The 24,055-nt window shown below is 67.5% G+C and carries 18 protein-coding genes; 11 read left to right on the forward strand and 7 right to left on the reverse strand.

Annotated features, from left to right (window positions below; translation table 11 throughout):
- The first annotated feature begins 32 nt into the window (after nt 1-32).
- From tssF to tssA, 4 genes are read left to right on the forward strand one after another with little or no spacing between them, the layout of a single operon-like run.
- Nucleotides 33-1,868, forward strand: a complete 1,836-nt coding sequence (gene tssF / locus WS95_RS29760; protein ID WP_059827594.1) for a type VI secretion system baseplate subunit TssF — start codon at nt 33-35, stop codon at nt 1,866-1,868.
- The gene (tssG, locus tag WS95_RS29765) at nt 1,832-2,932 is read left to right on the forward strand and encodes a type VI secretion system baseplate subunit TssG (RefSeq protein WP_059827596.1); all 1,101 of its coding nucleotides are present in this window, start codon (nt 1,832-1,834) and stop codon (nt 2,930-2,932) included. The genes tssF and tssG overlap by 37 nt, the downstream gene beginning before the upstream one ends.
- 39 nt (nt 2,933-2,971) lie before the next feature.
- On the forward strand, nt 2,972-5,641 hold the full coding sequence (tssH, locus tag WS95_RS29770) for a type VI secretion system ATPase TssH (protein WP_059827598.1): 2,670 nt from the start codon (nt 2,972-2,974) through the stop codon (nt 5,639-5,641).
- 42 nt (nt 5,642-5,683) lie between these two features.
- Complete coding sequence (gene tssA / locus WS95_RS29775) at nt 5,684-6,805, forward strand: type VI secretion system protein TssA (protein ID WP_059827600.1); 1,122 nt, start codon at nt 5,684-5,686, stop codon at nt 6,803-6,805.
- Between the two features lie 90 nt (nt 6,806-6,895).
- On the opposite strand, the gene WS95_RS29780 is transcribed toward tssA, so the two are convergent.
- From WS95_RS29780 to WS95_RS29795, 4 genes are all read right to left on the reverse strand, one after another.
- Nucleotides 6,896-7,846, reverse strand: a complete 951-nt coding sequence (locus tag WS95_RS29780) for an OmpA family protein (protein ID WP_059827602.1) — start codon at nt 7,844-7,846, stop codon at nt 6,896-6,898.
- A gap of 4 nt (nt 7,847-7,850) precedes the next feature.
- Nucleotides 7,851-8,840, reverse strand: a complete 990-nt coding sequence (tagF, locus tag WS95_RS29785; protein ID WP_034209805.1) for a type VI secretion system-associated protein TagF — start codon at nt 8,838-8,840, stop codon at nt 7,851-7,853.
- On the reverse strand, nt 8,837-12,826 hold the full coding sequence (gene tssM, locus WS95_RS29790) for a type VI secretion system membrane subunit TssM (RefSeq protein ID WP_059827604.1): 3,990 nt from the start codon (nt 12,824-12,826) through the stop codon (nt 8,837-8,839). Before tssM ends, tagF begins: the two co-directional genes overlap by 4 nt.
- 301 nt (nt 12,827-13,127) lie before the next feature.
- Nucleotides 13,128-13,973, reverse strand: a complete 846-nt coding sequence (locus tag WS95_RS29795; protein ID WP_034209807.1) for a M15 family metallopeptidase — start codon at nt 13,971-13,973, stop codon at nt 13,128-13,130.
- 121 nt (nt 13,974-14,094) lie between these two features.
- Between WS95_RS29795 and WS95_RS29800 the strand changes: the two genes are divergently transcribed.
- Together WS95_RS29800 and WS95_RS29805 are read left to right on the forward strand one after the other, a co-directional pair.
- The gene (locus WS95_RS29800) at nt 14,095-15,066 is read left to right on the forward strand and encodes a hypothetical protein (protein WP_059827606.1); all 972 of its coding nucleotides are present in this window, start codon (nt 14,095-14,097) and stop codon (nt 15,064-15,066) included.
- 212 nt (nt 15,067-15,278) lie between these two features.
- Complete coding sequence (locus WS95_RS29805; RefSeq protein WP_034209876.1) at nt 15,279-16,307, forward strand: transporter; 1,029 nt, start codon at nt 15,279-15,281, stop codon at nt 16,305-16,307.
- 214 nt (nt 16,308-16,521) lie between these two features.
- Here the strand turns inward: WS95_RS29805 and WS95_RS29810 are convergent, their stop codons facing one another.
- On the reverse strand, nt 16,522-18,690 hold the full coding sequence (locus WS95_RS29810; protein WP_034209809.1) for a M1 family metallopeptidase: 2,169 nt from the start codon (nt 18,688-18,690) through the stop codon (nt 16,522-16,524).
- Between the two features lie 17 nt (nt 18,691-18,707).
- On the opposite strand from WS95_RS29810, the gene WS95_RS35210 reads away from it, so the two are divergent.
- The 5 genes from WS95_RS35210 (at nt 18,708) to WS95_RS29830 (ending at nt 22,564) form a co-directional block, all read left to right on the forward strand.
- Entirely contained in the window at nt 18,708-18,917 is a 210-nt protein-coding gene (locus tag WS95_RS35210; RefSeq protein ID WP_156444607.1) for a hypothetical protein, read from the forward strand.
- A gap of 417 nt (nt 18,918-19,334) precedes the next feature.
- The gene (locus WS95_RS29815) at nt 19,335-19,829 is read left to right on the forward strand and encodes an LEA type 2 family protein (protein ID WP_034209810.1); all 495 of its coding nucleotides are present in this window, start codon (nt 19,335-19,337) and stop codon (nt 19,827-19,829) included.
- Between the two features lie 153 nt (nt 19,830-19,982).
- Complete coding sequence (locus WS95_RS29820; protein ID WP_034209811.1) at nt 19,983-20,315, forward strand: YegP family protein; 333 nt, start codon at nt 19,983-19,985, stop codon at nt 20,313-20,315.
- Between the two features lie 135 nt (nt 20,316-20,450).
- Complete coding sequence (locus WS95_RS29825; protein WP_034209812.1) at nt 20,451-21,584, forward strand: methyltransferase; 1,134 nt, start codon at nt 20,451-20,453, stop codon at nt 21,582-21,584.
- A gap of 89 nt (nt 21,585-21,673) precedes the next feature.
- Nucleotides 21,674-22,564 carry a class I SAM-dependent methyltransferase gene (locus tag WS95_RS29830; protein ID WP_059827650.1) on the forward strand — a complete coding sequence of 297 codons (891 nt, stop codon included), beginning with the start codon at nt 21,674-21,676 and terminating at the stop codon, nt 22,562-22,564.
- 51 nt (nt 22,565-22,615) lie between these two features.
- Here the strand turns inward: WS95_RS29830 and WS95_RS29835 are convergent, their stop codons facing one another.
- Together WS95_RS29835 and WS95_RS29840 are read right to left on the reverse strand one after the other, a co-directional pair.
- Nucleotides 22,616-23,188, reverse strand: coding sequence for a DUF1415 domain-containing protein (locus WS95_RS29835; RefSeq protein WP_034209813.1), 573 nt, complete (start codon nt 23,186-23,188; stop codon nt 22,616-22,618).
- A 76-nt stretch (nt 23,189-23,264) separates the two neighbouring features.
- Nucleotides 23,265-23,885: a TetR/AcrR family transcriptional regulator gene (locus WS95_RS29840; RefSeq protein ID WP_059827607.1), complete on the reverse strand. Its 621-nt coding sequence runs from the start codon at nt 23,883-23,885 to the stop codon at nt 23,265-23,267.
- Nucleotides 23,886-24,055: the final 170 nt, after the last annotated feature.

The following is a 24,055-nucleotide window of genomic DNA, read 5'->3' on the forward strand; positions in this document are numbered from 1 at the left end:
CCGGCATGAAACATTGAGGTTCGGGGTCGTCGATGGAAGAGTTGCTGCCGTATTACGAACGCGAATTATCGTTTTTGCGGCGCTATTCGCGAGATTTCGCCGAACGCTATCCGAAGATCGCCGCGCGCCTCGCGCTGTCCGGCGAGCATTGCGAGGATCCGCACGTCGAGCGGATGATCGAATCGTTCGCGCTGCTCGGCGCGCGCATCAACAAGAAGCTCGACGACGACTACCCCGAATTCACCGAAGCGCTGCTGGAAGTGCTGTATCCGCACTACCTGCGGCCGTTCCCGTCGTGCTCGATCGCGCAGTTCACGCCGGCTTCGCCCGGCCAGCAGACCGAACCGGTCGTGGTCGATCGCGGCACGGAGCTGAAGAGCCGCCCGATCCGCGGCGTGCAATGCCGGTTCCGCACCGCCTACGACGTGACGCTCGCGCCGATCCGCATCTCGGAGGCGCGCTATACGCCGGTCGCGCTCGCGCCGAGCGCGACGGTGCTGCCGTCGAACGCGACGGGCGTGATCTCGATCACGTTCGAATCGCTCGCCGCGCAGCTCGATCTCGGCGCGCTGAAGGTGTCGACGCTGCGCGCGCATCTGCACGGCGAGCAGTCGTTCGTCGCCGCGCTGACCGACTGCCTGTTCGTCAACGTGCTCGGCGCGTACGTCGAGCCCGAACGCAACGGCCGCTGGACCGCGCTGCGCAAGCTGCCGATCGCGCAGGCCGGCTTCGCCGAAGACGACGCGCTGATCGACTATCCGGCGAAATCGCATCCCGCGTACCGGCTGCTCACCGAATACTTCGCGTTCCCCGACAAGTTCGATTTCGTCGACTTCGACCTCGCTGCGATCGCACGCGCGGCCGGCCGCTGCCAGCGCGTGACGCTGCACCTCGTGCTGCAGGACGTGCGCAGCGATTCGCACGTCGCGCGCCTGCTCGAGCTGCTGACGGCGAGCCATTTCCGGCTGTTCTGCACGCCGATCGTCAACCTGTTCCAGCAGCACGGCGAGCCGATCCGCATCACGCACCGCGCGGTGTCGTATCCGGTGATCGCCGAGGCGCGGCGCGCGTTCGCATACGAGGTGTACTCGATCGATTCGGTGAAGCTCGTCCGGCAGCAGGCGCACGAGGAATCGGTGATCGAGTTCCGGCCGTTCTATTCGCTGCATCACGGCGAATCGGCGCGGATCGGCCATTACTGGTTCGCGCGCCGCAACGACTGGGTCGCGCAGAAAAGCCCCGGCTACGAAACCGAGATCTCGATCGTCGACATCGACTTCGAGCCGACGTCGCCGCAGACCGACACGCTGAGCCTCGACCTCACCTGCACGAACCGCGACCTGCCGGCGATGCTGGCGTTCGGCCTCGAAGGCGGCGACCTGTTCCAGGAAGGCGGCGCGCAGACGAGCGGCATCTCGCTGCTGCGCCGCCCGACGCAAAGCGTGCGCTTCGAGCGCGGCCGCGCCGCGCACTGGCGGCTCGTGTCGCACCTCGCGCTCAACCACGTGTCGCTCGTCGCGCACGGCCTCGCGCCGCTGAAGGAAATGCTGACGCTGTACGACCTGCGACGCACCGCCGTGTCGATGCGTCAGATCGACGGCCTTGCGGGCATCGAGCAGCGCGGCGCCGTGCAGTGGCTGCCCGGCAAGCCGTTCGCGACCTTCGTGCGCGGCATCGAGGTGCGCCTCACGATCGACGAGGAACACTTCGTCGGCGCGAGCCTCGCGTCGTTCGTGCGCGTGCTCGACAGCTTCTTCGGGCTGTACGTCCACCTCAACAGTTTCGTTCAATTGGTCGTCGTGTCGAAGCGCACCGGCGAGGAGATCATTCGATGCAAGCCCCGAACCGGCGAATCGATCCTGGCGTAGTCGACGCGCTGCTCGACGAACCGCATCGCTTCGAGTTCTTTCAGGCGGTGCGCGTGCTCGAAGGGCTGTTCGCGCGGCAGGCGTCGGATGCGCCCGGCGCGTGGCGGCAGGGCGACGTGGTCGCGCAGCGCATCGCATTTCGCAACACGCTGTCGCTCGGCTTCCCGCCGAGCGAGATCGAGGGCGCGCGTTCGTACGACGACGACGGCACGCCGCTGAACTCGGACGAGCAGCGCGACGCCGCGCTGGCCGCCGGCGAGCTCGGCCGCGTCGAGCTGACGCCCGCGTTCTTCGGGCTGCTCGGCGGGCAGGGCGCGCTGCCGCTGCACTACACCGAGCAGATCGTCGCGCGCGAGCATCTGAGGCGCGACCACGCGGCGCGTGCGTTCTTCGACGTGTTCTCGAACCGCGCGACCGCGCTGTTCTATGCGGCGTGGAAGAAATACCGGCTGCCGTTCCATTACGAACTCGACCGCGACGAGCGCTACCTGCCGCTGCTGCTCGCGATCGCCGGCGTGCCGAGCGACGAGGTGCGCGACAGTCTCGCCGCCGGCCCGGGCGGCGTGCTCGACGAGGCCGTGGCCGGCTACGCGCTGGCCGCGCGGCACCGGCCGATGTCGGCGGCTTACCTGCAGCGCACGCTGTCCGATTACTTTCGCGTGCCGGTGAAGATCGACCAGTTCGTCGGCAAGTGGTACGACGTGCCGCCCGATCAACTGAGCGTGCTCGGCGAAGTCAACGCGGTGCTCGGCGCGACGGCGCTCGTCGGCGAGCGCGTGTGGCAGCGCGACATGCGCGCGCGGATCGTCGTCGGCCCGCTGTCCAAGCGCGATTACGAGGCGTTCCTGCCCGGCGGCGCGCACGCCGTCGCGCTCGAGCGGATGCTGACGCTGCTCGCCGGCGTCACGCTCGAGTACGAGGTGAGGCTCGTGCTGAAGCGCACGGAAGTCGGCGCGAGCATGCTCGGCACGGGCTCGCGGCTCGGCTGGGATGCGTTTCTCTGCACGCGCGACGCCGCCGAAGACCGCTCCGACGCCCGCTACGAACTGCACGTGATTCACTGACCCTGACAACAACAAGCAATCGAACCTGAGATCGACGCCATGAGCACGCCTCTGAAGACCCTGATCACGAAACTGAACCCGCTGTGCCGCCACGCGACCGAGCGCGCGGCGAGCGCGTGCCTGGCGCGCGGCCACTACGAGGTCGATCTGGAGCATCTGTTCCTCGCGTTGCTCGACGAAGCGACGGGCGACCTGCCGCTCGCATTGCGCGCGAGCCGCGTCGACCCGCATGCGCTGCATGCCGATCTCGAACGCGAGCTGACGCGCCTGAAGACGGGCAACACGCGCACGCCGGTGTTCTCCGTGCATCTGATCGCGCTGTTCGAGCAGGCGTGGCTGATCGCGTCGCTCGATTCGCAGCTCGGTCGCATCCGTTCGGGGCACCTGCTGCTCGCGCTGCTGACCGCGCCCGATCTCGCGCAGTTCGCGCAACGGATGTCGTCGCGGTTCGCGGAAATGAACGTGACGGACCTGAAGCACAAGTTCGACGAAATCATGGCCGGTTCGAGCGAAGCCGAGCCGCGTCAGGCGGATGAAGACGGCAGCGACGTCGCGCCGGTCGCCGACGGCATGGCGCCCGCGGCCGGCCCGTCGAAGACGCCCGCGCTCGACACGTACACGACCAACCTCACGCAGCGCGCGCGCGACGGCAAGATCGACCCGGTGATCGGCCGCGAAGCGGAGATCCGCCAGGCGATCGACATCCTGATGCGCCGCCGCCAGAACAACCCGATCATGACCGGCGAGGCCGGCGTCGGCAAAACGGCGGTCGTCGAAGGGCTCGCGCTGCGGATCGCGGCCGACGACGTGCCGCCGCCGCTGCGCGGCGTCGCGCTGCACGTGCTCGACATGGGGCTGCTGCAGGCCGGCGCGAGCGTGAAGGGCGAGTTCGAGAACCGTCTGAAGAGCGTGATCGACGAGGTGAAGAAGAGCGCGCATCCGATCATCCTGTTCATCGACGAGGCGCACACGATCATCGGCGCGGGCGGCCAGGCCGGCCAGAACGACGCGGCGAACCTGCTGAAGCCGGCGCTCGCGCGCGGCGAGCTGCGCACGATCGCCGCGACGACGTGGAGCGAATACAAGAAGTACTTCGAGAAGGATGCGGCGCTCGCGCGGCGCTTCCAGGTCGTGAAGGTCGAGGAGCCGAGCGAGCCGCTGGCCGCGGCGATGCTGCGCGGGATGTCGGGCCTGATGGAGAAGCATTTCGACGTGCGGATTCTCGACGACGCGATCACCGAGGCCGTGCGCCTGTCGCACCGCTACATCAGCGGCCGCCAGTTGCCGGACAAGGCGATCAGCGTGCTCGACACCGCGTGCGCGAAAGTCGCGCTCGCGCACAGCGCGACGCCGGCGGCGATCGACGATACCAAGAAGCGCATCGAACGCATCGACGCGGAAATCGCGTCGCTGGAGCGCGAGGCGGCGGGCGGCGCGGTGCACGACGAGCGGCTCGGCGAGCTGCGCGGCGCGCGCGACACGGCGCTCGAACAACTGGCGAAGGACGAAGAACGCTACGAAGCCGAGCGGGCGATCGTCGCCGAGATCACCGAACTGCGCGACGCGCTCGATCGCGCGCGCGGCCCGTCGGAAGACGGCCAGCCGGTCGACGTGCAGGCCACCCGCGACAAGCTCGCCGAACGCGTCGCGGCATTGCATGCGCTGCAGGGCGGCGAGCCGATGGTGCCGCTGCAGGTCGACGGCCACGTGGTCGCCGAGATCGTCGCCGCGTGGACGGGCATTCCGCTCGGCCGGATGGTGAAGGACGAGATCGACACCGTGCTGAACCTGCAGCCGCTGCTCGCCGCGCGCGTGATCGGCCAGGACCATGCGCTGGAGGCGATCGCGCAGCGCGTGCGCACCGCGACCGCGAACCTCGAGGATCCGAACAAGCCGCGCGGCGTGTTCATGTTCGTCGGGCCGTCGGGCGTCGGCAAGACCGAGACGGCGCTGGCGCTGGCCGACATCCTGTACGGCGGCGAGCGCAAGATGGTCACGATCAACATGAGCGAGTACCAGGAAGCGCACAGCGTGTCGGGCCTGAAGGGGTCGCCGCCGGGCTACGTCGGTTACGGCGAAGGCGGCGTGCTGACCGAGGCCGTGCGCCGCAACCCGTATTCCGTCGTGCTGCTCGACGAGGTCGAGAAGGCGCACCCGGACGTGCTCGAAATGTTCTTCCAGGTGTTCGACAAGGGCACGATGGACGACGCCGAAGGCCGCGAGATCGACTTCCGCAACACGCTGATCATCCTGACGTCGAACGTCGGCTCGGCCGCGGTGATGCAGGCCTGCCTGAACAAGCCGGCCGACGAATTGCCCGATCCGGACGCGCTCGCCGAGACGTTGCGTCCGCAACTGTACAAGACCTTCAAGCCGGCGTTCCTCGGCCGGATGAAGGTCGTGCCGTACTATCCGATTTCCGACGACGTGCTGGCCGAGATCATCGAGCTGAAGCTCGAGCGCATCCGCCGCCGGATCGAGACGAACCACAAGGCCGCGTTCGAATGGGACGAGTCGCTCGTCGACGCGGTGCTCGCGCGCTGCACCGAGGTCGACTCGGGTGCCCGCAACGTCGACCACATCCTGAACGGCACGCTGCTGCCGGAGATCGCGGGCCACGTGCTCGGCCGGATCGCCGACGGCGCGGCCATCGCGCGCATCGCGGTGCGCGCGGACGAGGCCGGCGAATTCGCGTACACCGTCGAATGAGCGCGGCCGCGCCCAGCCCAGCATTGATGAACTGACCGAACCATGCCGATCAATCTCCCCGAGCTGCTGACGCCGATCAGCGAGACGTCGCCCAGCGGTGACGACTTGCTGTTTTCGAACGAATTCGACGCGATCCAGGACGCGCGGCGCTATGACGACCCGACGCTCGACCAGGGCGAATGGGTGACCGAGATCAAGGAGGCCGACTGGGGCTTCGTCGTCGATCATGCGGGCGAGCTGCTGCGCACGCGCACGAAGGACCTGCGGCTCGCCGTATGGCTGACCGAGGCGCTCGCGCTCGAGGACGGCATCACGGGCCTCACCGAAGGCTATGCGCTGCTCGAGGGCCTGTGCCGCGAGTTCTGGGACACCTTCCATCCGCTGCCCGAGGACGACGACATCGAGCACCGGCTCGGCAATGTCGCGTGGCTGTCCGGCCGCACGGCCGAGTTGCTGCGCGCGGTGCCGCTGACGGACGGCGCATCGAATGCGTTCAGCACGCTCGACTGGGAAGTCGCGCAGCACGTCGCGCAGTCGATCAAGCGCGACCCCGAGCACGCGGACGACATCGCGCGCGGCAAGCCGTCGATCGAGCAGATCGATGCGTCGCGGCGCATGACGTCGATCGCGTTCTACACGGCGCTGCTGGCGAACCTGAAGGCGTTCGAATTCGCGCTCGATGCGTTCGAGGAGCGGCTCGTCGAGCGCGCGGGCGATTCGGCGCCGAGCTTCCGGCAGGCGCGCGACGCGTTCGAGACCGTGTACCGGCTCGCCGAGCGCTTTGCGCGCGAACAGGGCTATACGGGCAGCGCGCCGCACGCACAGGTGGCGCCGCAGGCCCAGCCCGAGCGCATCGAGCCGGTGTTCGGCCAGCCGATCCAGACCGAGGAGACTCACGTGCCGCAGCAGACCGCTTCGCGTCCTCCGGCGACGCCGATGATCGCCGGCATCCAGAACCGTGCGCAGGCGGTCGATCAGTTGCGCGCGGTGGCGCGCTATTTCCGCCAGACCGAGCCGCACAGCCCGGTCGCGTATCTCGCCGACAAGGCGGCCGAATGGGCCGACATGCCGCTGCACAAGTGGCTCGAGAGCGTCGTGAAGGACGACGGCTCGCTGTCGCACATTCGCGAGCTGCTGGGCGTGCGGCCCGACGAGCAGTCGTAAACGCGGGACGGGCGGCGCATTGCTGCCGCCGCCCGTCGTGTGCCGCGCCGTGCCGCATCGCCGTCGCGCGAGCGGCCGGCCGGTTTCCCGTTACTGCCCGACGCGGAATTCGATCCGCCGGTTCCGCGCCCGTCCGTCCGCCGTATCGTTCGGCGCGATCGGCTGATCCGGTCCGACGCCCGTCGTCGTCATCTGCTGCGGCGGAATGCTCTTCGTGATCAGGTAGCCCTTCACCGCGTCCGCGCGCGCCTGGCTCAGCGCGATGTTCGACGTCCGATTCCCCGAGTTGTCGGTGTGGCCGATGATGTCGACCGTGCGGTTCGGCATCTTCGCGAGCGCGGCCGCCATCTGGTCGAGAATCAGCTTGCCCTGCGGCGTCAGCGTCGCGCTGCCGGTCTCGAACTCGATCGTCCGGTTCGCGAGCGTCTGATCGAGCACGCCCTGTTCGGACGCGGACACGCGCAGCCCGTTCTTGATCGTGTACGTCGGGTTCAGCGTGTTCGCCATGTCGCTCGCGAGCTGCTGGCGCTGCGCCTCGTTGTGCACCTCGCCCTTCATCTCGATCTGCGTGCCGTTGATTCTCAACTGGCCCTTGCTGATCTGCTTGAGCTGCGCGCCGAGCAGCTTCTGCACGTTCGCGCTCCAGTTCGGCGGCGTCGCGACGTCGCCGACCTCGATCTGGTCGACGACGTTCGTCGCGCCGTAGGTGTCGCGCAGCTTCTGCAGCACGGCCGCCTTGGTCGCTTCGTCGGGCACCTTGCCGCCGACGACCACCTGGCCGGGCGTCGCGTTCGCGGGCGGCGGCGCGATCGTGCCGGCGGTGCCGTGTACCGCCGTGCCGGACGCGCCGCCGGCGTTCGGGTTGGCCTGCGGCAGCGCGGTCGTCGCGACCGTGCCGTTGCCGACCGGCGTGACGGTCGCGCCCGTGTTCTGCGCGAAGGCCGCGCCGCTCGCGACGAGGCCGGCCGCGAACAGTGCGGCGAGGGCGGGCGAGACGGCGGCCGACAGGCGCGCGCGCCGGACCTGAATCGTGCGATGCATGCCGTCAGCCTCCGATGAACGCTTCGCGGAACGCGTCGATGGCGACGCGCAGCGAGAGTTGCGGTTGGTCGAGGTAGCTGACGAGCTTGCTGATCTGCTGATCGTTTTGCGCATGGGCGTCGATCCACTCGGGATCGTCGATGTCGATGTTGTGGGCGGCGTAGGTCTGCGGGTCGACGACGCTCAGCAGCGTTTTCGCCGACGCACCGTTGAAGCCGATGATGAGCCGTTCGCGTTCGGCGATCGTGCCGATGAAGATCGCGAGCTCGAAGTCGGCCTGCGCGACGAACGGCGCGATCAGCTCGAGCCAGAACGCGGCGACGAGGCTGCGGTAGAACGGATCGACCGGCAGCGGCAGCGTGAGGCCGCGCTCGATGTGCGACGAGCCGCTCTGCATCACCGGCCGCAGCAGCGAGCCGAGCGCGAGCATCGCGCCGCGCAGCCGCACCGGATGACCGCTTTCGAGCAGCATCTGCTGCAGGCCGTACAGCGACTGGTGTTCGACGAAATCGTTGAAGGTGCCGTCATGCGACGTGCCCGGGCCGCCGATGTCGATCGGCACCTGGGTGTCGCCGAGCGCCTGCAGCGCGCCGGGCGGCTCGTCCTTGCCGAGCAGCGGCGGGATCTGCGCGGCGACGCGCGACCACAGCCGCGCGAACGCGAGCGGGCTGCGCGCGAGGAACGCGAGCGGCCGGTCGACCTCCAGCGCGGTGGCGCCGAGGAACGGGAAGCGGCGCATCGACACGTCGTGGCTCGCGACCATGTGGCCCGCGATCGCGAGCTTGCTGCGCGAGCCGAGGAACGCGAAATGCATCGGCTTCGCATCCTCGTAGACGATCTTCCAGCGCGGATCTTCCGCGAGCAGCTCCAGCGCCTGCGCGATCCAGCGATCGAGCGTCTGCAGCAACTGCGGATTGTGCGCGCTCTTCACGAAGTCGCCGCGCGACGGAATCTTGCCGAAGTAGGCGATTTGCGCCTGTACCGTTTGCGTCATTGCGCCCTCTGTGCATTCGTTGCGTTGGCGGCCGCGACGGCCGGCGCTGCGCCCGGCGTGCCGGTAGCGGAGGTGCCGGTAGCGGACGTGCCGGTAGCGGACGTGCCGGTTGCGGACTGCGTCGCGTTCTGCGCGGCGCCCGCGCTCGCGTCGGCGACCGACGACGGCAGTTGCAGGCCGCGCAGGCTCTGTTGCTGCGGCTGGTCGCCGCCGCCGGCCGACGGTTGCGACGTGCTGATGATGCGCATCGTCACCGACACGTTCACGCTGCCCTGTGCCCACGTCAGGTCGAAGGTGCCGTCCGGACGGCGCTTGCGCTGCGCCGAGTTGATCAGCTTCTCGAGGCCGTAGCGGCCCGGCTCGTTGACGAGCTGTACCGTGCGGCCGTCGAAGGTCGTCGCGGACAGCGTCGCGCCCGGCGAGCCCTGCGGGTTCGGCCACACGAAGTTGGTCCACTGCGGCGGCGTGTTGCGGTAGCGCAGTTGCTGGCCGTCGATCGCGATCGTGTATTCCGTCGTGCCCGTGCTCGGTTGCGGCAGGATCTGGAACACGGTCTGCGGCTCGGCCGACGCGGCCGCGCTGCCGGCGGCGCCGCCGGCGAGCGGCGCGACCCAGCGCGCGAAGCCGTTCGTGAACTCCGGCGTGAGCCCGATGCCCATGTCGCCCCACGTGCGGGCGGCGAGCGTGTCGCCGCGGCGCACCGCGAGCGGCCCGAGCGTCGTGCCGACGAACTTCGCGATCGAGCCGTCCGGACCGAACACCTGCGCGATTTCGCCGGCGCCGGCCTCGACCTTCGCGTTCGCCGCGAACGGGTACTTCGTCGCGAGCGAACTCTGGAACGGCTGGTAGACCTGCGCGTTCCACACCTTGTTGACTTCGGCGCTGGCCGGCTGGATCACGACCGCGAACGCCTGCATCAGCGGCCGCACCAGCAGGGGGCGCAGCGACTTGCGTTGCGAATCGGTCAGGCCCGTCAGCATCTGCTCGTCGACGAGCTTCAGCGAATCGGCGAGCTCCGAACCGCTGCCGTCGAGGGTCTGCTGCATCAGCTGGCGCGCGCCCGGGCCCGGGTCGCCCTGGTTCTTGATCACGTTGAAGCGCGTGCGGACCTTCGACAGCGACTCCATGTAGCTCTTCAGCATCGACGTGCCGTCATGTGTCGCGACGATCCGCGCGAGCCCGACGAACTCCTGGCCGATCGGACCCATCGGCACCTCGGCCGGATTACCGTTGATGTCGATGTTGGCCGCCGCCACCTGGCCGGCCTGCGAGCGCGAGAACAGTTGCTTGACCCAGTTCACGACGCCCGTCTGCGCCTTCTTGATCGTCACGTTCGCGAGCGACGGGTTGTCCCACGACGTCTGGTCGTACGCGGTCTCGAGGATCTTGCGGATCGGCGAATCCTGCGGGTCGCCGAGGCGGTTCATCCCGTCGACGGCCTGGCCGAAGCTGGTGAAGCCCTGTACCGCGATGCCCTGCATGAACTTCTGCCAGTGCTGCGCGTACTCGGTCTTGTACATGCCGACGAGCGTCTTCTGGATCTGCTCGGGGCTGCCCTCGAGCGTCAGGTCGTCCTGCGTCGACGTGTTGAGCACCCAGTCCTTCGCCTGCAGTTCCTTGGTCGCGGCATCGCGGATCGCCGGCTGCACGTAGTCGAACCACGCTTCGCGCGTGAACGTGCCCGGAATCGCGTAGCTGCCGGCAACCAGCGACTGGTTGCCGTCGCCGACGATGCGCGCGATGGTCATCGGCGCGAAGCGGGTCGATGCGCGGGCCTTGATTTCCTCGTAGACGCGCTGGCGGGCCGGCATGCCGCGCACCACGCGGCGCAGGTTCTCGCGGGTCTGGTCGACGAGCGCGAGGTTCGCGTCGATCATCGGCCAGTCGTTGTCGTTCACGCGCGACAGGTAGAACGAGATCATGCGCTCGGCGCTCCTGATCATCTCGTCGCGCGGCATGTTGCCGCGATTCGTCTCGAGCCAGCCGCGCCAGAAGCGGGCGAGCTGGTCGGTCAGGTGCGCCTGCTCGACGTGACGCTTGTCGGACAGCATCAGGTACGTCTTCAGCGCGTTGTACGCGTCCTGCACGTTGGTCGGCGACGCGTCGCTGTAGAGGCCGCCCTGCGGCGCGGCCGCCTGTTGCGGGGCGGCGGCCGGTGCGGCGCCCGACGCGGCCGGCACGGCGCCGGCCTGCGGCGCGGCGCCTGCCGCGTTCGTCGAGACCGGCAGCGTGCCGCCCTGCACGGCGCCCGATTCGGGCGGGCGCGTCATCGGCACGAGCTGTTCGGGGTGCGCGTTCACGTCCTTCATGAACGACGCGAGGTTCTGCGACACCGGCGCCAGCAGGATCTGGCGCACGCCGTTGTAGTACTCGGTCAGCAGGTGCTGTTCGAGACGGTCGCCCTGGTACAGGCCGAGCGACACCGACAGCGGCTTGTCGCGGCGGAACTGTTCGAGCTGTTCGATCCGGTCTTCCAGGATGTCCATCGCCTGCAGGCGCGACTGCAGGTCGTTGCGGCCCTGCTGCAGGCGCGTGACGTTGTCGAGGTCGGCCTGCACGTTCGCGACGAGCTGCTGGTTGCCGATCGTCGACCAGGTCCAGCCGCCGAGCGCGAGCGCGAGCGCCGCGACGAAGCCGAAGAAGGTCGCGTAGCGCAGCCGCGTCTTGGTCGGGCTCGCGAACTGGCGCACCGTCTGACGGTCCGCGAAGATCACCTTCGAGAACAGGTCGCGCAGGAAGAAGCCGTTCTTCGAGAACGCGCTGTGCGGTTTCGGCAGCGCGCTTCCGTCGAGGCCGAAGCGGTGCGCGATGCGCTGCGCGGCCGCGCTGTTGGTTTCGCCTTCCTGCAGCGCGCTGGTGAAGTAGAAGCCGCGGAAGATCGGCTTGTACTGGAACGGGTTGTTCTCGAACAGCGTCGCGAGGAACGCGCGCAGCGACGGCTTGATCGTCGAGAATTCGAGCGGGAAGCTCAACTGGCCCGGCGACAGCTGGTTGCCGCGCGACAGCGACAGCTGCGCGACGCTGATCTCCTTCAGCCCTTCGTAGAGTTCCTCGAAGTGCGTGTCGAACTGCGCGACGACGTCACGCTTGTCGTCGGGCTCGTAGGGCAGGGTGGCGCCCCACACGCGGTCGTACTCGTGCTTGTCGCTGCTGCTGAAGAATTCGGTGAAGCCGGTGATCAGGTCGGCCTTCGTGAACATCACGTAGACCGGCGCGAACACTTCCAGCTTCTCCGTCAGCTCCTGAACGCGCTGGCGGAGGTTTTTCGCGAGGTTGATCGCGAATTCGGGGCGGTTGCCCGTGAGTTCGGCGATGCTGGCCGTGACGATGATGCCGTTGATCGGCGCCTTCGGACGATAGCGCTTGAGCAGCCCGAGGAAGCCGAGCCATTCGCTGCGGTCTTCCTCGTGCACCGAATAGCGGCCGGCCGTGTCGAGCAGGATCCCTTCGGTCGTGAAGAACCAGTCGCAGTTACGCGTGCCGCCGATGCCGTGGATCACGGCGCTGTTCTTGTCCGCGAACGGGAACTGCAGGCCGGAATTGAGCACGGCGCTGCTCTTGCCCGCGGCCGGATTGCCGATCACGATGTACCACGGCAGTTCGTACAGCGCGGAGCCGCCCGACACCTGGCCGATCTTCGACGTCTTGATCGTCTTCACCGCATCCGACAGGCGCGTGCGCAGCACGTCGAGGTCGGCCGTCTTCGCGTCCGGTGCGAGCGCCGCGGCGGCCGGGGCGGCGATCTTGCCGGTTTCCGCCTGCTCTTCCAGCACCTGGCCGAGCTGCTGGTTCGCGCGCTTCACGCGCCAGCGGCGCCACAGCGCGACGACGAGCCACAGCGCGAGGACCGCCGCGAACGCGAGCGCCGCCCACAGGAGCGGCAACTGCAGCATGTCGGCGACGATGAACAGGATGGCCGCTAGCGCGACGATCCCGACGATCGAGAGCGTACGCGGATGAGTCAGCACGTTGAGGATGCGTTGCATAGGACGTTCAGGTTCCGGTGCGATTCGGTGAGGCGACGCAGGCGCGCCGAGCGGCAAGGGTGGCGCCGCGATGTGTCGCCATGCTGTCAAACGGGATGAAGGAGGCTGGCATCAACGCGCTCGCGGCATCGGAGAAGGCGCGCGCATTAACGAAAGGACGCTGTGAGATTTAAAACGGAAGCGGCGGCCGGAAAAAATCGCGCACCGGAATGCCCGATTGTTTGCGCCGCTCAAATCGTTTCCTGCCGGGTGATTAAAAAGCCCCATGCCGCCCTCATTATTTCTTGTCCGGCAGCCCTGGCTAGCTGCCGCGTCCCAGTTTAAAACCGGGTTTATGGTATTCCACGTGCCCGAGATCCATCATTTTCCATCGGCCGCCCCAGGTCAGGCCGACTTGCTCGGCGACCTGGCCGTACAACTGATAGCCGCGCATCGCCCACGGATCTTTCTCGGAAATGACCAGCTTGCCGTCGCGCAGGAATGCGTTATCGGCCGCCAGCCCGAATTGGTGATAACTCTGGAAGGCTGCCGCGTTGGTCACGTTGCTGCCCATCTGCGCCAGCCGGTTCTGCCGTTCCGGGCTCCGGTAACCTTCCAGCAACGCCATTTCATAACCGTGCTGTTCGTGCATGATCTTGTAGACCAGCAGCAAACGCGTACGGAAATCCGGGTCCAGCAGATTCCAGTCGCGGCTCGCATCCTTCAGCGCCGGGCGGACCTGCTCGACCTCCTTGGTGGCGAAGACTTCCGGCGGCAGCGGCGGGGGCGGCACGAGTTGCTCGCCCTGCAGCAGCGCGGCGATTTTCTCGTCGGGCACGCGCGCCGTGTCGTCGTACTGGAACAATTGCCGGCCGCGTAACGCAATGGCGACCAATGGCGGCGTCGCAAGAATACCTGCCGATACCATAATCATCAAGCGTCGCCGAATCAGTAAATTTTGCACATCGCTTAATGCGCCGCGCGTCGCGCTTGCCGATTTAACAATCTGACTCCGCGTGCGCGCGGCGCGATCGTTCGCACGACGCGTAAGGCGGCCGTGAAACTGGGCGACGGATTCGAAAACGGTCGCGCGGATACCCGGTAAAAGCAACAGTGCCGCGACGGCGACGGCAAGGGCGAAATAGGCGACGAGTGCGACGGCAATCAACGAAATCCCCGGAAATTGGAATTGATTGTGTTTTGCAATGCTTGCTCTTAGAATCAGGCTGCTTCGAGAAGCCGGGCTATATTATCGCGGTGAATTAAACCAGGATTCAATGAGACGCTGAATGAGTGCGCCGGAAAATTCAAATTCGAAAACTCCGCCCAGCCTGCTGTCCGATACCAAACCGGCAGGCGAGGGAGGACCTCGGCAGTCGCGCATTCTCGCGGATCTGGAAGGGCGTGTCACGCCGCCCGCCGAGCCGCCGCGCCGTTCGCTGAAGGCGCCGATCGCCGCCGTGGTGGCGTTGGTCGTGGCCGTCGGCGGCTGGGGCGCGTGGCGCATGCAGCAGTCGTCGGGCGAACGGCCCGCGGTCGTCGCGGCCGCGCCGGCACCCGCGGCGGCTGCGCCGGAGAAGGCCGCACCGGCCAGCGGCGGCGCCGCGCAGGTCGCGCAGAACGGCGCGTCCGCCGCATCGGCCGTGCAACCGGCCACGATCGTCAACGACGATTCGGCGTCCCAGGCCGTTGCGTCTGCTTCGACTGCGTCCGCCGCGGACACCGGCCGCCTGTCGCGTGCGCTTGCCAACGGCGCCGACGACGCATCGGGCGCGGCCACCGCCGGCGCAGCCGCAACGGCGGCCGCCGCGGCGGCGACGGCCAAGACCGCGAAGGCCGACGCGTCGAAGGGCACGAAGGTCGCCGCGCACGGCAAGACCGATGCGAAGGCCGACACGAAGGCCGAAGCCCGCAAGCATCGCAAGGAACAGCAGGCCGAGCTCGCGCAGGCGAAGAAGCGCCGCGACGCGACGCCGACCCGAACCGCGAAGGCGGCCGGGAAGGACGATCCGGATGCCGATCTGCTCGCCGCGCTCGTCGCGCGCACGAAGCCGGCCGACAAGAAACTCGCCGCGCAGAAGGGGCAGGCGGTGCCGACCAAGACGGCGGCGGCGACCGGCGGCTCGCTGGCGTCGCGCGTGAAGGAGTGTTCGGAGCGCGGTTTCTTCGAGGATCAGCTGTGCCGCTGGCGCGTCTGCGACGGCCACTGGGGCAAGGACCCCGCGTGCCCGAGCGCCGCGCAGTCGGAGACGCGGCAGTAACGCGTGCCGCGCACGCCGCGAGGTCTTTCCTATCAGCGCCGCCCACTGGGCGGCGCGTTGTTTTTGGGGCATGGAGCGACCGCCGGTATGATGCCGCGTGACGGTGTCACGAACGCGTCACGCCCGTCGGGCATACGTTTCCTTTCTTTTCCCGGCGCGGGCCCGCGACCCGCGATGTGCGGCGCGGCGCGCGCCGCACGACCTTCGACACGATGGACCTGATCGTACAGACTTACGGCGCCGATACGTCCGGCATGGTGTGCGGATTCCGCTTCGTTCCGGGCGGCGCCGGCACGATGCTCGATGCCGACGCGGCCGCCGCGTGGTTGCGCACGTGCCGCGAGCACGGCGCGGCCGCGTCGGACGATTTCGTCTGGCTGCATTTCAATCTCGCGCATGGCGCGAGCGAGCGCTGGATGCGCACGCATCTCGGGTTGCCCGACAGCTTCTTCGAATTCCTGCACGAAGGCTCGCGCTCGACGCGCATCGAGCAGGAGGACGGCGCGTTGCGCGCGATCGTCAACGACGTGATGTTCAATCTCGAGCTCACGCCGTCGGAGATCGCGACGCTGTTCGTCCACGTCGAACGGCGCATCATGGTGACCGCGCGGCTCAAGCCGCTGCGCTCGGTCGACACGCTGCGCGCGTGCGTGCGCGACGGCGAGCAGTTCCGGTCGCCCGCGGAATTGCTCGTGCACCTGCTGCGCGACCAGGCCGACCTGCTGATCCAGATCATGCGGCGCACGAGCGTCGACGTCGACCGCATCGAGGATCGTTTCCTGTCGCAGCGGCTCACGTCGAACCGCATCGAGCTCGGTGCGATGCGCCGCACGCTGACGCGCCTGCAACGCATGCTCGCGCCGGAGCCCGGGTCGATCTTCCGGCTGCTCGCGAAGCCGCCCGCGTGGCTGCACACGGAGGACGTGCAGGAGCTGCGCGAGTCGACCGAGGAATTCTCGCTGGTGCTCGCCGACCTGGCGGGACTCAACGAGCGCATCAAGCTGCTGCAGGAAGAGATCGGTTCGCGCCTCGACGAACAGAACAACCGGACGCTGTTCACGCTGACGCTCGTCACCGTGATCGCGCTGCCGATCAACATCGTCGCGGGCTTCTTCGGGATGAACGTCGGCGGCGTGCCGTTCTCGGAGAACAAGCACGGGTTCTGGCTGATGGTGCTGCTCGTCGCGGGCTTCACCGCGCTGGCCGCGTGGTGGGCGTTCCGGCGCCGCGACGATCGCTAGCGCGGCATCGGGCGACGCATCGACGCATCGACGCAGCAGCGCGTTTCGCCGCGCGGTTCGCGCAGCCGGCGCGGGAACGCCGCGTGGGCGGGACGGCGGGCAGAGGCGCCGCCGATGAAAAAAGGGCCTCGCATGCGAGGCCCGTCAACAGGTCGGAGAAACCGGTACGCCGGCCGGCACCGCGGGTGGCGCAGCGCCGGCCGGAGTCGCACCGTTACTGCGTCACTACCTTGCGCGGCCGGAAGATGCCCTGGTATTGCCGTGCCGGGCGTTCCTTCGTCACCGGTTCGATGCCGCCGAAGGTCGGCGTCTGGCGCAGCTTCATCGCGGCCGGCGAAGCGACCGAGCCGATCGACGTCGAGCGCGAGGCCGGCGCGAGGTTGTTCGCGACGAGCAGCGCGGCTTCGCTCTTCAGGTTCGCCAGCAGCACCGGATCGGTCGAGCCGTTGACCTGCGTGAGCAGCCCGCTCCAGGCCGCGTCGCTGTAGTTCACGACGTAGTAGTCGAGACCGCTCGGATCGGCGACCACGCCCGTGCAGCCGTCGATCCGCGTCTGTGCCTGCGTATCCTTCAGCGCGAGCGTCGTGCGTTTCGCGAGCCCCTGGCCGTACGCGAGCGTGATCGGCACCGTCCACTGCAGGCCCGGATACGCGTTCTTGTTCGGGAACGGCTGCTGTTTCAGCGTGACGACCGTCTGGTTCTTCGTCAGGTCGCACTGCGTGTCGAGCGAGATCAGCGGCACGCCGGTCTGACGCACGTAGCTGTCGCCGATCGGGCCGACCGCCTGGCCGCTTTCCTTCGACAGCGCATCCCACAGACGCTTCGGCGTGCCGTTGCCGAACGAGTAGTCGACCAGGTACTGCTGCAGCCCCTTGCGCAAGGTCTGCTCGCCGAGATAGTTCTCGAGCGTCTTCAGCACGTGGCCGCCCTTGTCGTACGTGAACGCGCTGGCGCTCAGCACGAAGTCGTTCGACGCCCAGTCGTTGAAGTTCGGCGCGACCGGGAACGCGTTCGGGCCGATGTCACGATTGATCACGCGGTACTTGTTCTTCACCTGGTCGAGCCAGCTGAACTCGTTGGGGAAGAACTGGATCGTGGTCTTCGTCTCGAAGAACGTCGCGAACGATTCGTTGAGCCACACGTTGTCCCACCAGTCGGTCGTCACGAGATCGCCGAACCACTGGTGCGCCACTTCGTGCGTCAGCACTTCGTTGCCGTAGTGCGACATCGGTTGGCCCGGCTGCGGCAGGATGTCGTCGGCGAATTCGAGGATCGAGCCCCAGTTCTCCATCCCGCCGAAGTTCAGGTCCTTCTGCTCCTTGAACGCGTCGTTCGCGGCCACCGTGTCGAACTTCGTGAGCGGCAGCGGGATGCCCGTGTAGCGGTAGTAGAAGTCGAGCGCCTGCTTGGTGCGGTCCATCGCCGGCTTCGCCCACTCGCTCATGCCCGGCGGCGTGAACACGCGCAGGTGCAGGCCGCCCTTGCCGCCCGGCAGCGGGCTCGTGAAGTCGTCCTCGTAGGTGTCGAACATGCCGCCGCCGAAGAACAGCAGGTACGACGGCATCGGCGGGGTCTTCTCGAACTGCACGAGCTTGTAGCCGCCGCCGACGTTGGTCGACGGCTTCTCGGCCGCGTTCGACACGACGCGCCAGCTTTGCGGCACTTCGGCCGTCACTTCATAGGTCGGCCGGAACGCCGGCTCGTCCCAGCCGGGGAACCACTGGCGCGACAGGTTGGTTTCGCCCTGCGTGAGGATCGCGCCGCTCGTCTTGCCGTCGGTGCCCTTCAGGTCGACGCGGAATACGCCTTCCGCGGCCGAGCAGCCGGGATACGGATCGTCGCCGCAGCTGCCGCCCGTGTGGTTGACCGGATCGTCGTACGACTTGAAGTTGATGATGCCCGACCACTCCATGTGCAGCGAATAGTTGCCCGGCGCGATCGTGCCGGCGGCGGGGCGCAACTGATAGAAGTCGCCCTTGTCCTGCGGCGTCGCGATCAGCTGGATGTTGCCCGGCTGCAGCGTGATGCGGCCATTGGTGAACTTGATCCGGTGGCCGGCGATCACGATGTTGTTGACCGGCTTCAGCACCTTGATCTCGACGTCGGCGCGGCCGTCGAACGCGTTCAGCGCTTCGTTCGGGCGGAACCACAGCCGGTAGTTCACGGGCACCACGGTGTCGGGCAGTTCGACGGGCTGCACGCTCTTGTCGACGTTGGATGCGCTCGGCGGCGCGGTGACGGCGGGCGACGAGCCCGTGTGCGGCGCGCCGGCGGAGCTGAGCGCGGAAGCGGAGCCCGCACCGCCGTCGTCGCCGCCGCACCCGGCGAGCGCGAGTGCGGCGACGAGCGGCAGATAACGCATCTTGCGAATATGAATCGACATGACTGAATCCTCGATTGTTGAAAAAATCGTTCAGTGCTGCGAAAACGCCGGCAAAAGCAATCCCCTCGCCGTTTAATCAACAGCGAAAAAATGCCAATGACGGATTATTCGAAAAAGACGGCGGCCGACTACGTGAAGGTAATCATGGTTTACTGCCCCCTCTGAATTTCCGGATGTCGTTTAACTGGCCGGTTCAAAATGGCCGGGCGCGTGTTGTACTGAATTGATTTCGCGCGCACGACACGGGGCCGCACGCCCGGCGCGGGCGCGCAATCCCTTTGAACCGACGACCTACGGGGCTGGCCGGGCCAGTCCGCAGGACGGAAGGACAGCGTGTCGCCGTCCCGTAAGTGCGCCGTCATGCGGCTTCAAGGTTTGTCGGCTTGCTCCAAGGATGCGTAAATATACTTGATGGTTTTGGGTAAAGGAAACGAAAAAATTAGAAAGCGCATCTATTGAATTCCTGGCGCTTCATTGAATGCTGAAAGGCATTAATGCGCTTTCCGTTCAGCTGGAAATTTCGTAGTTTTAATCTATTAACGATCTTGCGGCATCGCGAAAACTACGAAATCCGGTGAAGGGCGGCACGGTCGGTACAATGCAGCGACGAACCCGTTCACCGATTGCCGCGAGGAGACCGTCCCATGCCGCGAGCCCTGTTCCGTATCGCGCCGTTGCGCGCCGTGCTGCTGCTGTTCGCCGCCGTGTTCCTGCTGGGTGGTTGCGCGGCGCTCACGCGCGAGCCGGTGCGCGTGTCGGTCGTCGGGCTCGACCCCTTGGTCGGGCAGGGCCTTGAGATGCGCTTCAGCCTGAAGTTGCGCGTGCAGAACCCGAACGATGCGCCAATCGACTACGACGGCATCTCGGTCGCGCTCGACCTGAACGGCACGCCGTTCGCGAGCGGCGTCAGCGACCGGGCGGGCACCGTGCCGCGGTTCGGCGAGGCCGTGCTCGACGTGCCGGTTTCGGTGTCGGCTTTCGCGGCCGCGCGGCAGGCGTGGAACCTGCCCGGCGCGGCCGCGAACGGCGAACTGCCGTATGCGCTGCGCGGCCGGCTCGCGGGCAGCGTGCTGGGCACGGTGCACTTCAGCGACGTGGGCACGCTGCGTCTGCCGACCATGCCGGGGTGGGGCGGCTAGATCGTCCGTCGGTGTGCAACGTCGGTCAAATGTGTCTAAATATTCACCATTTAACAATACTTAACGCTTATCTCCGTGGAATATCGATTTTCGTCGGCGTGGGCCCTACACTTGACGATGTCCGAGGGTCGGACGTTCTTTTAGGGGAAATCCATGGCGGCAAAATTCGAGCTCAAGAAAGCCACGAACGGTCAGTACTACTTTCACCTGAAGTCGGCGAACGGCGAGATCATCCTCGCGAGCGAGCGGTACGAGGAGAAAAGCGGCGCGAGGAACGGGATCGCGTCCGTACGGGAAAACGCGCCGCTCGACGCGCGCTACGAACGGAAGCTCGCCCACAACGGTGAGCCCATGTTCAATCTGAAGGCGGCCAATCACCAGGTCATCGGTACGAGCGAGACGTACAGCAGCGAGCAGGCACGCGAGAACGGCATCGCGGCCGTCAAGCGCGACGCGCCCGTTGCGGAAACCTTCGATCTCGCCTGATCGACGGTCGCGCCGCGACGAACGCTTTCGGGCGGCCGTCGCGGCGTCTGTTTTGCCGGGCCGGGCAAAGCGCGGTATGGTGTGGTCCGCGCGGTGAATTCTCGCCGCCGTTGAAGCCAACCGTACCGAATTCGCGTGACCGATTCCCCCGTTTTCCACTGGACCGACGCCGACGGCGTCGATCATGCCGTGCGCTGGCGCTCCGAAGCCGGCGTGCAACCGCCGAAGCGCGCGGTGTCCGCCGACGACCGCCTCACCGCCGACGCGGCCTACCGTCTCGCCTGCGAGGGCACCGCGCTCGTCTGGCAGGGCGACTTCCAGAATGCGCGCCAGCTCGTGCAGGCGATGGCGCGCCGTGTCGAACGCAAGCCGAAGAAGGCGAAAGCCGCGGCCGGCGTCGATGCGTTCAACCTGCATCGTCTCGCGCAATCGCAGCGCGCCCGCACGCTCGGCATGCTGCTGATCCCGCTCGACGCCGATTACACGATCCCGCTGCGCCGCGCGCCCGACGTGCGGGCGGCCTGCGAGGAGGCGTACGGCCCCGGCGGTGCGCCGTCGGTCGTGTCGCTGCGCGAACTGCTCGGCCTCGTCGGCGCGCATGAATGGCGCAAGAAGGGCGTGCCGATCCCGGCGCTCGGCGGCGCGCCGATCCACCCGCACTACGGCGTGTTCTCGCCGGTGCGCGGCGAATACGTGACGCTCGTCGCGCGTGCGCCGCTGCCGGCGACGTCGCTCGCGTTCGATATCGGCACGGGCACCGGCGTGCTGGCGGCCGTGCTCGCCTCGCGCGGCGTCGAGCGCATCGTCGCGACCGATCAGGATCCGCGCGCGCTGGCTTGTGCGCGTGAGAACGTCGCGCGGCTCGGGCACGCGGCCCGGGTCGACATCGTCGAGGCCGACCTGTTTCCGCCCGGCCGCGCGCCGCTCGTGGTCTGCAACCCGCCGTGGGTGCCGGCCCGGCCGAGCGCGCCGATCGAATATGCGGTCTACGACCCGGACAGCCGCATGCTGCGCGGTTTCCTCGCCGGGCTGGCCGCGCATCTGGAGCCGGGCGGCGAGGGTTGGCTGATCCTGTCCGATTTCGCCGAGCATCTCGGCCTGCGGCCGCGCGACACCTTGCTGCAGTGGATCGACGAAGCCGGCCTCGTCGTGCTCGGCCGCGACGACATCCGCCCCGCGCATCCGAAGTCGACGGACGCCGACGATCCGCTGCATGCGGCGCGTCGCGCCGAGGTCACGTCGTTGTGGCGGCTCGGCGTCCGGGCCTGAGCGCGTATTTTCGGTAAACTACCGCCATTCCTCACGAATTCCCGCCTCCGGGCCGTGGTCGACAGACCGTGGCCCGGCGCCGCTTCACGATGTCGAACAAGACCCACGAAATCCGTCCGGAGCAGTCCGTCGAACTGCTGAAGGAACTGCACATCCTCACCCGCGACGGGAAGCTGAACCAGGACAGCCGCCGCAAGCTGAAGCAGGTGTATCACCTGTTCCAGTTCATCGAGCCGCTGCTCGCCGGCGTGCAGGCCGACAAAGGCGACGTGACGCTCGTCGATCATGGCGCGGGCAAGTCGTATCTCGGCTTCATCCTGTACGACCTGTTCTTCAAGCAGCAGCCGGGGCACGGCACGCCGGCGTTCGCGTCGCACGTGTACGGCATCGAGACGCGCGAGGAGCTCGTCACGCGCTCGACCGAGCTCGCCGCGCGGCTCGGCTTCGGCGGCATGTCGTTCCTGAACCTGTCGGTCGCCGATTCGATCACGTCGCCGCGACTGCCCGAAACCGTCGATGTCGTCACCGCGCTGCACGCATGCGACACGGCGACCGACGACGCGATCCGCTTCGCGCTCGCGAAGCGCGCGCAGCACATCGTGCTGGTGCCGTGCTGCCAGGCGGAAGTCGCGGGCGTGCTGCGCAAGAACAAGGGCAAGTCGCTCGCGAATGCGCTGACCGAGGTGTGGCGGCATCCGCTGCATACGCGCGAATTCGGCAGCCAGATCACCAACGTGCTGCGCTGCCTGCAGCTCGAAGCGCACGGCTACCAGGTCAGCGTGACCGAGCTGGTCGGCTGGGAGCATTCGATGAAGAACGAGCTGATCATCGCGCAGTACAAGAACCTGCCGCGCCGCAAGCCCGGCGAGCGGCTGACCGAGATCCTCGCGATGTTCGGGCTCGCCGAACTCAACGAGCGCTTCTTCGTCGCGCAAGCCGCCGCGGCGGGCGGCGGCGCCGTCGAGCCGGCCGAAGGCTGACGTGCGGCCGCGCGGGCATCGCGCCCGCGCCGCCTGGCGTTGTACGCCGCGTCACACGTCGTCGCCCGGCCGGCGCATCCATTCGCGCCAGCCTTCGTGGCCGAGGCGGCGTAGCGTTTCCTGATTCTTTTCGTAGATCGCGGACGCGTCCGGGAACGCGTCGACCGCGCGCGCGATGCTGTCCTCGCGCAGCAGGTGCAGGATCGGATAGGGCGCGCGGTTCGTGTAGTTCTCGATGTCGTCGGGTTCGGCGCCTTCGAACTGGTATTGCGGATGGAAGCTCGCGATCTGCAGCACGCCGTCGAGCCGCAATTGCCGCACGAGCCGCTCGGCAAAGAACAGCGCATCGTTGTAGTCGACGAAATCGGCGAACGCATGCGGGTAGATCACGAGCGTCGTATCGACCTGCCGCGGGTCCGCCGCTTCCAGCGCGCGCAGCTCGGTTTCGAGTTCGGCGAGCGCGTCTTCCAGCGTCGTCGCTTCGCTGATCGCGTAGCGCACCTGTTCCTTCACGTAGACGCTTTTCGCGAACGGGCACAGGTTGAGCCCGATCACCGCGCGCGCGAGCCAGTGCCGCGTGGCGGCGAGGATGTCGTCGTGCGAGTCGGGGCGGGTGTCGGTCATCGTGATGCCAGTCGGGCGAAAGGGCGAAGAGGGCCGCATTGTAGCGGGCGCGCCGGGGACGAACGCGCGCCGACCGTCACGCGCAGGCGGCTTCGATCAACTGCGTGACGAGCGCGGGCGCAATGCCGATCGGCGTTTCGCCGTGCCGGTAGGTCTGGCTCGCCGCGTAGATGCCTTCGACCACCAGAGCGAGCGCATCGGCCAGCGCCTTCGGCTGTCGCGCGCCGGCGCCTTCGCAAAGCGCGACGAGCCGTTTCATCAGCTGTTCCTTGTTCTGCGCGACGCGTTCGCGCGCCGGGTGCGACGCATCCGGGAACTCGGCGGCGACGTTGACGAACGGGCAGCCGCGATAGTCCTTTTGCGTCGCCCGCTCGGCGAGATCGACGAAGTACTGGATCAACTGCGCCTTCGGCTGCCCCGGATGCTTCGCGACGCTCGTGTCGAACCGCTCGAAGAAGCACGCGTCCATCCGCTCCAGATACGCGAGGATCAACTCGTCCTTCGACGAAAACTGGCGGTACAGGCTCATCTTGTTGACGCCCGCGCGCTCCACCACCGCCTCGACGCCGACCGTGCGCACGCCTTCCTTGTAAAACAGCTCCTCGGCGGCGCGCAGCAGGTGCTCCTGCGCGGTGGCGCCGTCGATCGGCCGGCGCGTGCGCCGCGCGAGCGGTTTGGCGGCCTCGATGTCCGACATGATGACCCTCGACTTCGTGATGAATTGCTTGACATGTTACCGACTGGTAACTACGATCGCAACACACTTGTGACCGACCGGTAACAATGCCGGCCGGATCGACGGGAAAAATGCCACGCATCGGCCCGGGTCAGCCGATGCAGCGTGCGGCGGAGGTGGCCTGGTTGGGG

This window comes from Burkholderia sp. MSMB1826 (assembly GCF_001526325.1).
Taxonomy (GTDB): Bacteria; Pseudomonadota; Gammaproteobacteria; order Burkholderiales; family Burkholderiaceae; genus Burkholderia.